Below are 14,571 nucleotides of genomic sequence, written 5' to 3'. Positions count from 1 at the left end.
TGTTACAGGTAAGTTGCGAATTTTCTTTAAATGCCCTATAATTATTTAATATCACCGTCTATTAATCTCTTTTAAATTAAGATCAATCACCAAGTTTTTTTAGAAACGTGGTTGCGCTTAATTAAATTTATCCGCTATCATTTCCTCCCGAAGTTTTTGGCCTAACCTGGTTTCTTTTTCTTGATCCCTTACAAAAACATCAATTTCAAAATATTTATAATGATCCTCAATTATAAGATTATATAAATCTTCACTTTCTTTAGTTTTAGTCAGGATTTTTTCTAGAATTTTACCTTTAATTTTCTGCTTGCCGCTTTTATAAATGGTTACACCAAAAAATGGTTTTAAAGTGCCATTTCCAAAAGTGTCTCTTTTTATTTCGTTATCAGAATTTTCATTATCTATTATTACAGATAAAAGATTGGCTTCTCTATTGTTGAAATTAGTGACATAGTTTTTAATTCTTGCTGCATTTTTTCCAATACGCAGCGTATCTGAAATTTCAATTTCAAAGAATGTACTGGGTTCTAATTTAATGTTTCCATTTTTGTTGAAATAATAAGATTGGTTTTTATACAAGCTATCTTTAATAGTTAAAAATTGGCTCTTCTCTTTTAATTTGCCATCGGCATCATAATAAAACCACCAGCCATTTAAAAAGTTATTTTTCTCAAGACCTTTTTCTTTAACTTTTCCGTTTTTGTGAAATCTATAAAAAGTATCTGAAATTTTTCCGTTTGAATATGTAGTTTTCGATTTTAATTCACCCGATGCATAGAAGTCCTCATAGCTCCCGATTTGTAAACTATCTTTATCAATTTCTACTTTTAATTTAAGTTTACCATTTGGATAATATTCGGTGACATATTTTTTGTTATCACAAGAATATAATGTGATAATTACCAAAATCAGACCTAATTTTTTAAGCATTAAGGATATTTATTTTATTTCGTTTGTATTTTTATCCACTTGGTGATTTCTTCTAATACAAGTGGTGAAAAGGTCTGTTCAATAGTTGCGTATTCATCTGGCGATCCCGTTTCACACTCTTGAAACAAATGATTTAGATTGGGAAACTCCATTGTCTTTACATTTTTATTTCCTCCTTTTGTAAGCGCATTTTTTATAGTGGATAAATTTTCCTTTGGTGGCACTTGTAAATCTTTTTCGCCATTTACAGCCAAAACAGGACATTTTACGTTTTCTAATGCGGTAGCAGGATCAAATTTCATGAAGTACACCATCCAAGGCGTTGCTATTTGATTTACTTGCATGGAAACAAATTCCTCTTTGCTCATGCCATTAGGAAGTTCAAAATCGGGCTGGTTCGTAAGTATGTCATTTATCTTATTTGATAAGTCCGTTTTTAATTTTCTACTATGGTCAGACTGAACAATTATTTCAAATAACTCCGAATTCAAATCTTTTGTCTCTTTAATTTCAGCTTCTGAAACGCCGCTAACTTTTGCTATAAGTTCTTGTTGAAGCAATAACAATTTATCGCCTTGTATTCCGGTGCCTGCCAATAATACTATGAAACTAACATCTTTTGATTTTGAAGCAATCATTGGTGCGATTAAGCCACCTTCACTGTGACCAATTAAACCAATTTCCTTTTTATTGATTTCTTTTCTTGTTTTCAAATAAGCAATCGCACTTTCTACATCCGTTGCAAAGTCAGCTGAAGTTGCCAATCCAAAATCTCCTTCAGATTCTGCTACTCCTCTGTCGTCATAGCGTAAAACTGCAATACCATTTCTGGTTAAATAGTCTGAAATTACTAAAAAAGGTTTATGTCCTAATAGTTCTTCATCTCTGTTTTGTGGACCACTTCCAGAAATTAAAACGACGACTGGAAAAATCCCTTCTTTTTTTGGTAAAGTTAAAGTTCCAGATAATGAAATATTAGCTTTTAAATTTTGAAATTTAACATCTTCGGAATAATATGGGAAAGGTTTTATTGGTTCTTGAGGTCGATTTACAACTTCTTTCTCAATGGCTTTTCTTGATAAATTCATAGGAAACTCATAACCACCTTGTTTAAAAGTTCCAATAATTTCATGTTCTTTTAATTCCCCATTATATTCAATTTGAGCATTTGCTACTTCAAATTTGATACTTGGGTTCTCAAAAGTTGTATTGGTTACAGGAATGCCATTTGCGCCTTGGTCAGGACTATCCATGGTTGCACTAAACCCAGTATCCGTTTTAACCACATTAAAAACAACTCTTAATTGGGTTCCTTGTACTTTGAGAACGCCATTCCATTGTCCCGTAATATCTTGTGCTGATAAGGAAAACGCAGTAAATATGGTAATTAGTAAAATAAAAATATGTTTCATATTCTTTTCTATATTTAATAGTGAGATTTTAGTGTGAATTTTTAATAACGGTTTTATTTAATTTACGTGGAATTATTTAGCAACTAATTTAGCAAATACAAACCAAATAGAAAATCAATGTCTGCCGAAAGGTAAACAGGCGGATTTTAATAAATAGTCAAAAAATCAAAAAATTAATTATAAAAAATATTTTATTGAGTCTTTAATCCTTTTTAGTAATTATTAGGTTGATACATTTTTCTAGCTTTCTGGCTATTTATCGTAATACCATAAAAAATGCTTGAATGAAACAGACTCTTGAGAAGTCGTTATCGTTAAAATGTTTAATTTTCTCGAGTTCTCATTTACGTAATCCAAAAGCTTTTGTTTCTTATCAAATTCTATAACGTTTAATTTACTTTCCATCTTTCTATTATTAAGGTATTTATATTTGTTTAATCGTTAATCACATGAAATTCCGTGCTGGCAATTTCTTATTCTTTTTCTAAAGTTTTCATTAATTCAAAACAAAGCTTATCAATATTTCCCATATCTGGATTGAATGCTGATACATTTGAAAGTATAATTATTCCATTTTTTGACGCTTCATCAAATACCATCGAAGACGAATAACCACCTGTTCCTCCATTATGCCAGTACCAAATATTTTGAGATTGAGATTTTAGCAAATGCCATCCTAAACCAATATCCATACGGTTATTTATTTCGAAGGTTTTCTGCCTAGTTAATACTAATACTTTATCTGAAGTGTTTAATTGTGCTATAACGAATTTAGACAAGTCTTCTGTGGTTGATAATATACCGCCAGCACCAGCCAAAATCGAAAACTCCCAGTTAGGAACTTCCTTTCCTTCAGTATTTAATCCTTTCACTAAACTTCCTTTTATTTTACTAATATCCGCTGTTGAATTCTGCATATTATATTTAGAAAATATTTTGCTTTGTAACAGGTTTTCGTAAGTAGTATTTGAAATTTCACTCAAAGTGTAACCGATTATTCCTGCTCCTAAATTAGAATATTGATAGTTTCCTTTATTTGCTAATTCAAGATATTTGCTCAAATATTCTTCTAATTCTTTTGCCTTATAATCTTTATAGGGATTTTCAGGATTTACTTTATTTAAATCTAAATTTGAAGGTAAACGCGGAACTCCAGAAGTATGATTAGCTAAATTGATAAATGATATTTTTGTGTCATTGTTCAAAGACGTTTTTAAATAGGTATTTATATTATCATTCAGTTTAATTTCTCCGTCTATAACAAAATCTGCAAGTAGCGTAGAGCTGAAAACTTTGGATATTGAACCTATTTCAAAAACGCTTTTGTTGTTATTAATAGTAAAAACTGTATTATCTTCCTTGTTTATTCCATAGTAAGTCGCCTTTCCGTCTTTTATTATTGCAATTGAAATTAGTGTGTGATTTGGAAAAGTTTTTACGTTTTCAAATACTAATTCAGATTGTTCTTTTGTTATTAAACCGTCTATAACTGATAAATTATTTATAACGTTTTGCGAATTATTCTCTTCAACAAAAGGTTCAATAAACAATCCGTTTATTTTCGAATTACCATCAATTGAAATATTTAAAACAAAAACAGCACGTTCAAAAGTTGTTTTATAAGAAGCATAGGTCTCATTTTCATATGCAATAAATTCTCGGTGCGTAACAATTCCTGCTTGAGTCTTTAAATCCGTAAGAAATTCAACTATTTCATTCTTCGGCAATGCTTCCCTCATTTCGGCTGAAAACATGGAGAAAATGGCATTATAATCACCTGAATTATAATTTTTTACAAAATTATCTGTAACAGTTTTGTTTGCTGCTTTTTCTATTTGTCCGAATGACATATTCACTATTAAAATTAACGCTATAAGTATGCTGTTTTTCACGTAATAGTCTGATTTTATTTTTATTTATAAATGCTAAAGATATTTATAGAATGCGTAATTTTCCACAAGGATTTTTCAAAGACAAATTACCAATTTGCATGCATTCCATTTGCTTGGATAAAGTATAAAACTACAAAATTTTAATACATGTTTTGATAGTGATTTTTCTCTATAATTTTTCAGAGATTACTACTCTAAACTTGTTTTTATAGATAACGCGTCCATTTTTTTGAATGTGCGGTTTTATAGCATTACTGGATTCTTTATAAACGGTTGCAAATCCGCTATACTGAATTGCTTTTGTTGCTGTGCCAGCGGATAACAAACCTTTTAGAGCGGTATCAGCGTTTGGATAATCCCAGATGGAACTTACATCTGTATTATTAATAATCTTTAATCCACAATCTTTAATAGTAGTTTCTAATAGTTCATTTTCTGAAAGCGCAAACGGACCTCCAGCTCCCTTTGGTTGTGGTGGGAGTAAACTTCCAACAACTTTGAGGAAAGAAGCGACTTCACAGTCTTCTTTGTTGCCCCATATCATTATAATTAACTTACCTCTTTCTTTTAAAACGCGCTTACATTCCAGAATGGCATTTTTAGAACATTCGGCGTATTGTATGGAATTGAATGCACAAACTACATCGAAGGTCTTATCAGCAAAAGGAAGTTCTTCCATTTCTCCAATTAAAAAATTAACTGCTGCATTTCTCTTTTTCGCTTGATTTATTAATAAAGGACTTGCATCAATTCCAGTTACATGCATTCCTTTTAGAAAGGCCAGATTGCTAAATAATCCCGAACCACAACCTACCTCTAATAATTTATCAGTAGAAGAGGTTTTCAAAAATTTTAAAACGTGTTCATAACCTGAATAGCCAGTAGCCTCTTGAATCAATGCCCAATCTTCGGCATTTTCGCCCCAAAGTTCACCTTGAATTTTATTTGATCCCATTTTTTTTAGTTTCGATTATTATAATTTATTCTTCCTCCAGATCGTCTAAATCCAAAGCTTTTTCGCTTCTTCAGTTCTTTTTTTATATGCTTTAGAAGTTACATTAATTGAAAGTTTCGTGTGTGTCTATGTGGGTTTTCTGATAGAAAATGGGAGGTTTGTAAACAGCGCAATTAAAAAAAGCTTAAGCTAAAAATAACGTTTTTTTAATCGCTATTTAAACAATTTTATATAAAATATGAATGGTAGAATCATCACTCAAAATCATATCGGTTCTTTTTTTATGCGTCAGGATTAAATTGATTTTCTACTTTTTTTTAAATTTACGTACATAGAAAAAATAAAATTATGACACTTCAAGCAAGCATTTGGCTGATATTATCAGTTTTAGGAATTTTTTCAATCATCATTATCATTACTCGCATTTTTGGGTTAAGAACATTTGCTAAAATGTCTAGTTTTGATTTTGCTTCCACTATTGCTGTAGGTTCTGTTTTAGCGTCTATTATTCTCAACACTGATTATTCTTTATTAAAAGGCGCCATCACTTTAATAACAATAATCGGTTTCCAAACGCTGTTTTCCTATTTAGTTAGAAAGCATGATTTCTTCAAAAAAATAGTTACAAATAAACCCCAAATAGTAATGTGGAATGGGGAAATTCTGCATGATAAGTTAAAATTCTGCAATGTTGGTGTGGATGATTTGCTTGCCAAATTAAGAGAAGCTAATGTTCACGATTTTAGTGAAGTTAAAGCTGTAATTTTTGAAAGCACAGGTGATGTTTCTGTTATTCATAATAACGACGGCAGACCGGTAGCTAAAGAATTACTTAAAGATGTCAATATTGAAAATATAAACTTTTAATTGTTTTCAAAATCACAAGAATCATATTTTTATGATTTACTTTTCTCGATATTTTACAAGTGAACCTTTACTATTTTTCCTAAATATTTCAGAACATTAAGCTTAGATTAAGAAAATATTAGAGATATAAATAATACGTTTTGAGATAATTGTTAGCCTTTATTTATTATAATTTTATAATGCAAACTGCAACGTAATTAAAGGAATAACACCTAAAAACTTACTGTTATGATTGACGGAAACGAGTACAGCTTTTATTTTTACAATATGCTGTTTGGCAACTTTAATATATTAATTTACTATGAAATTTTAATTCATGTAATTATTATAATGAGTTACACTATTCTTATAATTCGTTGGATTGGCAAGCGCGCCGTTGGGAGTTTAGGTAGTGCAGATATTTTAATAATAATTGCCATGGGAAGCGCAGTCGGTGATGCTATGCTCTATCCCAAAATACCGGTAGCTTTGCCACTTTGCGTGATAACTTTGATAGCCGCATACCAAAAGTTGTATGTTTATATTGGAGTAAGAAATCAACGCGTTCGAAAAATAACACATCCAGCAGTGTTGAAATTAGGGAACTTGGAAAGCTAATTACCAATAATTTTGAAATTGATGAAATTGAATTATTAATCCTATTGAGACAAGCTGGTATTAAATATCTTTCAGAAGTTGAGCACGCTTATTATGAACAATCTGGTGCTTTAAGCGTTTTTAAATATGATAATCCCAATTTAGAGAACTCAATCCTACCCGTGCATGTTGATCATTTAAATTTGAAAGATATTTATTAAATGTTCAAATTAGTGTCTTCAAAAGCATTCTCTCTATTTCAATAAATCTAAAATTCTCAAAACCCTTATAATTAAAGTGAAAAATGTATTAATAAGTTTTAATTTATTTGAATATTAACAAAGAGTATTCTTTTTACTTCAAATATATTTTAAGTCCGTTTTCGTTTGGAAAAGTATTTACAAGTGCTAGCTGTTTTCGCTTCTTTTAATTAAGGTGCTGTTTAACTTTTCTATTTAAACTTTGTGTTCCATCAGCTGTTTGAAATCAGTTTCGAATGTTATGGTGTTATTTAATTTTGGAAATGAGAGTTTATTTTTAGCTATAGAATTTGAGATTAGAATATTGAAGTAATTGTAAATCAGAATGAACCTTTTTAAAAAGTCCGTTTTAATTACTTTAAAGCCCAATTTTTCAGCTGTTCTTTGGTTTATAATATAGCTCGTGCCACAAATTTTCAGGTCACTTGTATTTTCGTGCATTTCTATTAAGCATAGTAATCCTTGCATATACTGTTGGATTATAAAGTCTGTGCGTTGTTTGCCATTCATTTTTTTATCGATCACAAAGGAATAATCGAACAGCGTACCACCGTGAATTTTAATGGTGCCGTTTTTTGGCTTTTCAGTGACAAATAGCGGTGAATAATATATCATTTTTCCACTTTTTTTTAGTGAAGGCATATCAAAGAAAGGTGCGATAATGGATAAGGTGCTGGCAAATGTTAAAATGGCGATTAAATGAAAGTTGAATTTAAAGGATATAAAAACAGCTAGCAGAAAAACAATGATAGCCCCAATAGCGATAATTGCAAAAATTCGATTTTGTTCCTTTTTAGTCTTTTGGTAAAATGTGTGCTTCAATGTATTGGATTTATTTTTATTAATAATACAGGATTATTTTTATAATTTAATGAGTTTTTAATTAAGTCATATCTACTCACCATATTAAAGCGCTCTTCTAACTTCTAATATTTTTAAAACGAATACAATAGACTTTCAGCTTAATTCTAAAAAAATAGGGCACTTGAGTCCAAAGTGAAATAGTTCGCTAGATTTTTGTATTATCTGAAAACGATGTAAAAAAACAAAGTTAACACTATTGAAAATATAAAGTTCAGACCTAATCCTGCTTTCATCATTTCGCGCTGCGGTACAAAACCTGTTGAATAAACCATAGCATTGGGCGGTGTTCCTACAGGCATCATAAATCCAAACGAAGCGGCTATGGTTGCTGGAAGTACTAAAATCATAGGGTTAATTTCCGCTTCTTGAGCCAATGTGTAAAGAAGTGGTAAAATAAGAGCAGCACTCGCGGTATTGCTCATGAATTCTGTTAATACTATGGAACCGAAAACAATAAGCCAAATAAATACCACTAGTGGAACTTGCTTACTCATGTCCATTACACCACTTACTAATATGGTTCCTAAACCGGTGTTTTCTACTAAAAGTCCAAGAGTTAAGCCACCGCCAAAAAGCAGTAAAATATCCCACCGAATGGCTTCTAGAATTTGCTTCCACGTTAAAACCTTAAAAGTAAAAAGCATTAAAATGGCAACAATAGCTACTAATGAACTAAAACCTGAAGATATATTTAGTAAAGGAGAAAGCAAGCCTTCAAAAACCCAGAGTAATATAGTAATCGCAAAAATGCCCAATAAAACAGTTCTTTTTGTACTGCGCTCTCCAGGCAAGGCAACCGTAGCGATTAACATATGTCTATTAGGTTTGAAATATATAGTAAGAACAACCACCATTATTGGAAAGGTTATTAGAAAAATGGGAACGCCATACATAAGCCATTCTGAAAAAGTAAGGTTTAATAACGTAGCTCCAATGGCGTTTGGCGGACTGGCAATCATGGTTACAATTCCGCCAATATTTGCGGCATAAGCAATACCTAATAATAAAAATTTTGCTTCGGCAGTCGCATTTTTACTATCAGTAATAGCCAACATTCCTAAAGCTAACGGAATCATCATGGCAGCAGTGGATGTGTTGCTCACCCAACATGCGGTTAAGGAGGTTGCCAGCATTAATAAAATGGCCGATTTATAGAAATTCCCTTTGGATAAGCGCATCAGTTTATGAGCCAATAACCGGTCTAAAGCATGAGTAGATAAAGCGCCAGCCAATACAAAACCGCCCATAAACAAATAAATTACAGGGTTTGAAAATTCACTAAAAGCCAATTTTGGCGTCGCAATATTGAGGACTACTGCCATTACAGGAATTAGCAAAGCCGTCAGAGCTAAGGGAATCGCTTCTGAAATCCATAAACTAGCTGCGAAAATTAAAATGGCTAAAGCGGAATTAACATCTGCGTCTTCAAACAAAGGAAAAACTAAAATTCCTATGAGCAGTAAGATAGAAATTGTTAATGCTTTCCAGTTTTGTTTTTCTTTCATTTGGTTAAGGAAGGTTCCGGTGGAAGGATTTGAGGTGCTTAATTGTTGATATTGTCCGTAATTTTATCCAGACAATAACCTGTGATAAATGTACAATTAAAAACCGAAAAGAAAAGTCGAGAGACTTTCATAGATTAGTAAGGAAGTTGAAATGAATAATATAACTTGCTATTGCTTATTATTCAATTTTTTCAAGAAATTTTTTAACCTCTGTAAAATAGTCCTCTCCATAATACTTATAAAAGGCACCATTGGGCTTAATGATTAAAAATCCAGCGCAATTTTGGTGTTCCGGAAAAACTTCATTGTAAAAAAATCCAGAATCTAATGTAAAGGCAGGATTTACTTGGTAAGCTTCATTAAGATAAGCGTCTTTGGTATAAACAAAGAAATCGACTGCATTGTTATCCGAACTCATGCGTTCAGAAATTCTTAATCTATTAATAATTACTTGGTGGTTTGTACCTTCACTCAATCCTACCGCTATACAATTAGGCGCTTTTTGGTTGAAATTGACAAGAATAGATGTGTTTTCAGGAATGGCTGTTTTTAATTCTATCTCTAGTTTTTTTATCAATTCCTTATATTCTGAAATGCTTAATGTGCCAGAATAGGCTTTTATAGTGTTTTTGTATTTTGAATTCGGCGCTGTATTCACCTTGGTGTTTTCAGTTGAAATTTTATTAGTTCCACAGGAAATAATGGAAATAATTGATAATAATAAAATTCCTTTTTGTGCGATTTTGATCATAAATTATGGGGTTGACTTTAAATAAAACATGAGCTAATTTAATCAATAAGCCGATTTTCAGACTCCCTTTACAAATTTTGCTCCAATATCCATTATTTAGCTGGCTTAACCCAAGCATCTAATGGTTTATATATAAATCCCTGACCTAAATTGGTTTTCAATTCTAATTGTTCAAATTTCGTGGTGAAATTTTCATTGTTTTCCCAGTGATCATAATTTTTACCTGCAATACTATCCGTCAATTCATAAATAGCTAAAACCTGTCCGTGAAATTTCCAGTTATTGTTTAATTCTAGGAAGTCATTATTGCCAGCAAGAAAAACATAATTAATAGGGTTGAGGTTTAAATATGAAATATGAGAAGCAATAATAGCACCTTTTGATGCGCCTATAACAGTTATATAAGTTGTTTTAATACCTAAATGAATTAGGCTATCTATTTGCTTTGATATTTTTTTGGCATAGGTTCTTGGATCCACATTTACATGTCTGATTTCAGAATGAACAACAGCATTTTCAACCTTAAGTGCTGAAAGAATACGGTCAAATTCATAGGCTCCAAAAGCTTCACTGTATGCGTTTTTTCCTTGTTCTTCTATGATACGTCCGTGAATATAGAAGATATGTTTCGTGTTTTTAGTTTCGTCGATTTTCGACTTGCAACTAAATGGAGCCGCTATCATTAGCAGAAATAGGAAATATCTTTTCATTTTACCTCTTTTAGGTACTAGGGCCAGGAAATTTCGTGTTTATGTATCCTTGCCAAATTATCATATTTTAAGCAACTATATGCTGATTCATGAAATTATGGCGTAGCCGTTATAAATTTTATAGCTTCTTGAATGTTTCTATCTGATAATAAATCGTCAAAATTATCTTGTTTTACAACCGCTATGTCTGGAGTTATATGCTCATAATATACGCCATTTCTATCGCAATCAAATCCCGCAGATACCGTCATATAGGCTCCGAAAGCCACCATTTTAATATAATTTGTGGTTGTTTTTCCATTGGATTTTTCACCAATAAAAATGGTGTTGTCTCGTCCTTTAAATGCCATGGCTGTAATTTCTCCAGAACTAGCCGTTGCTATGTTGGTTATAACGGCAACTTTTGCTTTATCAAGTAATGCGCCTTTAGGGTTTATATAGGCAACTGTGTTTGATTTGTTAATGTATTTTCCTTTTTTTAGTTTTACCGTACCTACGCGCTTACCATTTAGGTTCATTTCGCTCCAAACATCGGTGTCACCTAAAAAATCATACAAAGCTGAAATCATAGGCATATCATCTCCACCCGAATTAAAGCGCAAATCAATAATCCAACCTGTAATGTTATTTGAAGCTTTTATGGTATTAATAGCATCATACATAACTTGAGCTTGTTGGTGCAGATTTTCTGTGCTCCTATCCTTAAAACTCATAGCGGGCATTAAAATATAACCATATTGATTGTCTAATACTTTTACTTCAAATTCTGGATTTGTAACAAATTTTTTCAGCCATTGTTCACTAAAATCTTTCTCTGTAGGACCACTATAAGTGCCTGAAAATTCATCATCATTGTAATAAACTTTGCAATGGTCAGCTTTTGCAACATCAAAAATAGTGGTGATTTCTTTAAGCGAACTCTTAAAATCCGGATATTGTTTTAGATTTTGCTCCACTTTAGATTCTAACTCTGTCCAGTTTACGCTGTCTTTATAGATGTAATTTTTTTTCATGACTTTAAAAAGTTGGTCATGAAAAACCTGCATGCTGTCTTGTGACGTTATAAGTTTCTGGGCGTTGAGGTTCTGAAATGATACTATTAAAATTAGTAATAATGGTAAGTTCTTCTTCATATATAAATTATTTGAAAGTTTTAATTGCTATCGAAATATAACTGGATTCAAACCTTTGTACTATACAGACGCTTCTTTTTTGAAAATGGTTGCCTGAATAAAGATAGTTTTTTCAACAAGCATACATTCCCATTGTTACAAGAAGTTTTAATTTACAGCTTTTTTTTTTACGCTATTTTTCCTTGATATTATTTTATCAAAGCCCTGTTTGTTTTAGTGATATTGATTTTAGGGTTTTAATAATTTTACAGAAAAGAACATAATATCTTGGGAGCCCTTCTGTTTATCACTAAATTGTGACTTTCCCCTAATAATTTACGAATTCTTACTTTAATTGATGATAAAATCTAAATATTTTGCGCTTTTAGCGCTGTTGCTCATTTCGTTTACAAATTCAGTTGCACAAGGTAAAGCTTCGGAAAAGATGACTGTAAGTTTAGAGTTACTTAACCCTTCGTCTGAAATAAATGATGGTGTTGCCAAGTTAACGGTTCAAGGCGGTCAAGCACCTTATCAGTATAAATGGAGTAATGTAAACACCGCTTTATTTTCATTGGAATCCGTTGGCATAATTGAAGGCATGCCTTATACCGTAACAATTACGGATGCAAATGGAAAAACGGTTAAGAAGACATTTAAAATTCCTGCCAAGTCCATTACAGAAGTTTTTAATAGTAAAGTGCAACCGGCGGTAGATGTGCTGGGAGCGATTTTGTTTTGGGATGCTTTTGCTACTCTTGGAATATATGATCCCGTAGTTTATGTGGACCATAAAAATATAGCCTTACCAAAAAGTGATGGAACTCGGGATGATGAATACCTCGTGAAAGAATGGGTTGTTGCAGAGGGAAGCTTGGTGGAGCAAGGCGATAAGATTGCCATTTTGGAAAAAACTTCTGGAAATATGGAAGTAGCTATTTACGCTTCTGCAGAAGGTGTTTTAGAGTATGTAACCAAACAAAACGCATTAATTTCTAGGTTGCCAGAAACAGGTGAATTTAGCGCGCCATTATTGGGGAAAATTAATTTTCAAAACCCAAAGCCACTTCTTCATCCTAATGGTGATATTAAAACGAACACCATCCCTTTTATTGTTGTTTGGCTTATTTTAGGGAGTATTTTCTTTACGCTACGTTTGAAATTTGTAAATATTCGAGGTTTCAAGCATTCTATTGATTTGGCTCGCGGAAAATATGACGATCCCAATGCACCAGGATTAATTACGCATTTTCAAGCTATGGCTACAGCAGTGTCGGCTACAGTTGGTTTAGGAAACATTGCAGGTGTTGCTGTGGCTATTTCTTTAGGTGGCGCGGGTGCAACATTCTGGATGTTTCTTGCTGGGTTTTTTGGCATGTCTTTAAAATTTGCCGAATGTACTTTAGGTGTGAAATATAGATTTATAGATGATGAAGGTCGCATATTTGGTGGTCCGATGAATTATTTACGTTACGGTTTAGAGAAAAAGAATTTGAAAAAATTGGGTAAATTTTTGGCTATTCTTTTTGCTGTTCTTGGTGTAGGCGCATCTTTTGGTGGCGGTAATATGTTGCAGTCCAATCAGGCATTTAAAATAGTATCAGAGCAAATTCCTATTTTACAAGGACAAGGATTTTGGTTTGGAATTGGTTTTGCAGTTTTAGTAGGAGCGGTTATTATTGGCGGAATTAAAAGTATTGCTAAAGTAACTGCAAAAGTAGTTCCAGTAATGGCTATACTTTATGTGATGGGTTGTTTGGTAGTTATAATATATCATATTGAATTTATAGGCGGCGCTTTTGCTGCTATTTTTAATGGGGCTTTTTCTGCTGAAGCTTTAAAAGGTGGCTTTATTGGTGTGCTAATTATTGGTTTACAACGTGCTGCATTTTCTAGTGAAGCCGGAGTTGGGTCGGCAGCAATTGCTCATAGTGCGGCGAAAACTAATCATCCTATTGCCGACGGTTTTACATCATTAGTGGAACCTTTTATTGACACTATGTTGGTTTGTACTATGACTGCCTTGGTCTTAATATTTACAGGTATGCATGAAACAAGTACTGGAATAGGTGGTGTAGAACTTACTGCTGATGCTTTTGGAAGCGTAGTTTCTTGGTTTCCTTCTGTTTTAGCCGTGGCCGTATTCTTATTTGCATTTTCAACTATGGTTTCTTGGTCCTACTACGGCATGCGCTCTTGGAGTTATCTTTTTGGAAGAAGTAAGAAAATAGAATTTGTTTATAAAATTATGTATTTAGGCTTTGTGGTTTTGGGAGCTTCTGTAAGTTTGGGTGCCGTTTTAAGTTTCGCCGATATGATGATTTTGGCTATGTCTTTTCCTAATATAATAGGTTTATATATTTTGGCGCCTGAAATAAATGCGGATATGAAAGTTTACTGGGAAAAACTAAAAACCGGGAAATTGTATATCAATCCAAAATTTATTACAGATAAAGAGTGATTTTTCGGCTTGTTTCAATTATTGAAACCTAGAAATTTGCACTAATATAAATTGATGTTTAGTTACTTTAACTTACAAAATAAGGCGATGAATCTTTCAGAAGCCATGCCAAGTCTTTGCTAATTCCTTACTGTGTGATTCTTCAAAATTATGATTTAAATTGAAATAGCCGTTAAAAGGATTGTTTTAAAGGTTAAAAGGAATATCTTTGTAGTTAGCTTTTTTAATAAACTAATGGTCAGGTGTCAGAGCAGCCTTAAAGCTGAAAGATTATAA

General features: G+C 32.3%; 13 protein-coding genes. 4 read left to right on the top strand and 9 right to left on the bottom strand.

Features of this window, described 5'->3' with window-relative positions:
• Positions 1–117: 117 nt before the first annotated feature.
• The 4 genes from ES674_RS13690 to ES674_RS13675 all read right to left on the bottom strand — a co-directional run bounded on the left by ES674_RS13690 (position 118) and on the right by ES674_RS13675 (position 5,189).
• Positions 118–930: a toxin-antitoxin system YwqK family antitoxin gene (locus ES674_RS13690; protein ID WP_148404921.1), complete on the bottom strand. Its 813-nt coding sequence runs from the start codon at positions 928–930 to the stop codon at positions 118–120.
• A gap of 14 nt (positions 931–944) precedes the next feature.
• A complete protein-coding gene (locus ES674_RS13685; RefSeq protein WP_148404919.1) occupies positions 945–2,342 on the bottom strand; it encodes an alpha/beta hydrolase family protein in 1,398 nt (465 codons plus the stop codon).
• A 473-nt stretch (positions 2,343–2,815) separates the two neighbouring features.
• On the bottom strand, positions 2,816–4,192 hold the full coding sequence (locus ES674_RS13680; RefSeq protein WP_148405030.1) for a serine hydrolase: 1,377 nt from the start codon (positions 4,190–4,192) through the stop codon (positions 2,816–2,818).
• Positions 4,193–4,403: 211 nt separating this feature from the next.
• Positions 4,404–5,189 (bottom strand): class I SAM-dependent methyltransferase, encoded by a 786-nt coding sequence (locus ES674_RS13675; protein ID WP_148404917.1) that lies wholly within the window; start codon positions 5,187–5,189, stop codon positions 4,404–4,406.
• Positions 5,190–5,537: 348 nt separating this feature from the next.
• On the opposite strand from ES674_RS13675, the gene ES674_RS13670 reads away from it, so the two are divergent.
• From ES674_RS13670 to ES674_RS15790, 3 genes are all read left to right on the top strand, one after another.
• Entirely contained in the window at positions 5,538–6,056 is a 519-nt protein-coding gene (locus tag ES674_RS13670) for a DUF421 domain-containing protein (RefSeq protein WP_148404914.1), read from the top strand.
• A gap of 228 nt (positions 6,057–6,284) precedes the next feature.
• Positions 6,285–6,653, top strand: coding sequence for a DUF421 domain-containing protein (locus ES674_RS15460; RefSeq protein ID WP_170234023.1), 369 nt, complete (start codon positions 6,285–6,287; stop codon positions 6,651–6,653).
• A complete protein-coding gene (locus ES674_RS15790) occupies positions 6,557–6,853 on the top strand; it encodes a YetF domain-containing protein (RefSeq protein WP_394348524.1) in 297 nt (98 codons plus the stop codon). The genes ES674_RS15460 and ES674_RS15790 overlap by 97 nt, the downstream gene beginning before the upstream one ends.
• 234 nt (positions 6,854–7,087) lie before the next feature.
• Here ES674_RS15790 and ES674_RS13660 read toward each other — a convergent pair whose 3' ends face one another.
• The 5 genes from ES674_RS13660 to ES674_RS13640 form a co-directional block, all read right to left on the bottom strand.
• Positions 7,088–7,714, bottom strand: coding sequence for a hypothetical protein (locus ES674_RS13660; RefSeq protein ID WP_148404910.1), 627 nt, complete (start codon positions 7,712–7,714; stop codon positions 7,088–7,090).
• Positions 7,715–7,914: 200 nt separating this feature from the next.
• Positions 7,915–9,261 carry an SLC13 family permease gene (locus ES674_RS13655; RefSeq protein ID WP_148404908.1) on the bottom strand — a complete coding sequence of 449 codons (1,347 nt, stop codon included), beginning with the start codon at positions 9,259–9,261 and terminating at the stop codon, positions 7,915–7,917.
• A 178-nt stretch (positions 9,262–9,439) separates the two neighbouring features.
• Positions 9,440–10,012: a hypothetical protein gene (locus ES674_RS13650; protein ID WP_148404906.1), complete on the bottom strand. Its 573-nt coding sequence runs from the start codon at positions 10,010–10,012 to the stop codon at positions 9,440–9,442.
• Positions 10,013–10,104: 92 nt separating this feature from the next.
• On the bottom strand, positions 10,105–10,722 hold the full coding sequence (locus ES674_RS13645; RefSeq protein WP_148404904.1) for a hypothetical protein: 618 nt from the start codon (positions 10,720–10,722) through the stop codon (positions 10,105–10,107).
• 95 nt (positions 10,723–10,817) lie between these two features.
• On the bottom strand, positions 10,818–11,855 hold the full coding sequence (locus ES674_RS13640) for a S41 family peptidase (protein ID WP_148404902.1): 1,038 nt from the start codon (positions 11,853–11,855) through the stop codon (positions 10,818–10,820).
• Positions 11,856–12,192: 337 nt separating this feature from the next.
• Here ES674_RS13640 and ES674_RS13635 point away from each other — a divergent pair, with 337 nt between their 5' ends.
• Positions 12,193–14,295, top strand: coding sequence for an amino acid carrier protein (locus tag ES674_RS13635; RefSeq protein WP_148404900.1), 2,103 nt, complete (start codon positions 12,193–12,195; stop codon positions 14,293–14,295).
• Positions 14,296–14,571 lie beyond the last annotated feature (276 nt).

It is taken from the genome of Bizionia myxarmorum, assembly GCF_008086205.1.
Taxonomy (GTDB): domain Bacteria; phylum Bacteroidota; class Bacteroidia; order Flavobacteriales; family Flavobacteriaceae; genus Algorimicrobium; species Algorimicrobium myxarmorum.
The sequence above is the reverse complement of the archived record's forward strand: the minus strand, read 5'-3'. Positions and strand labels throughout refer to the sequence as shown.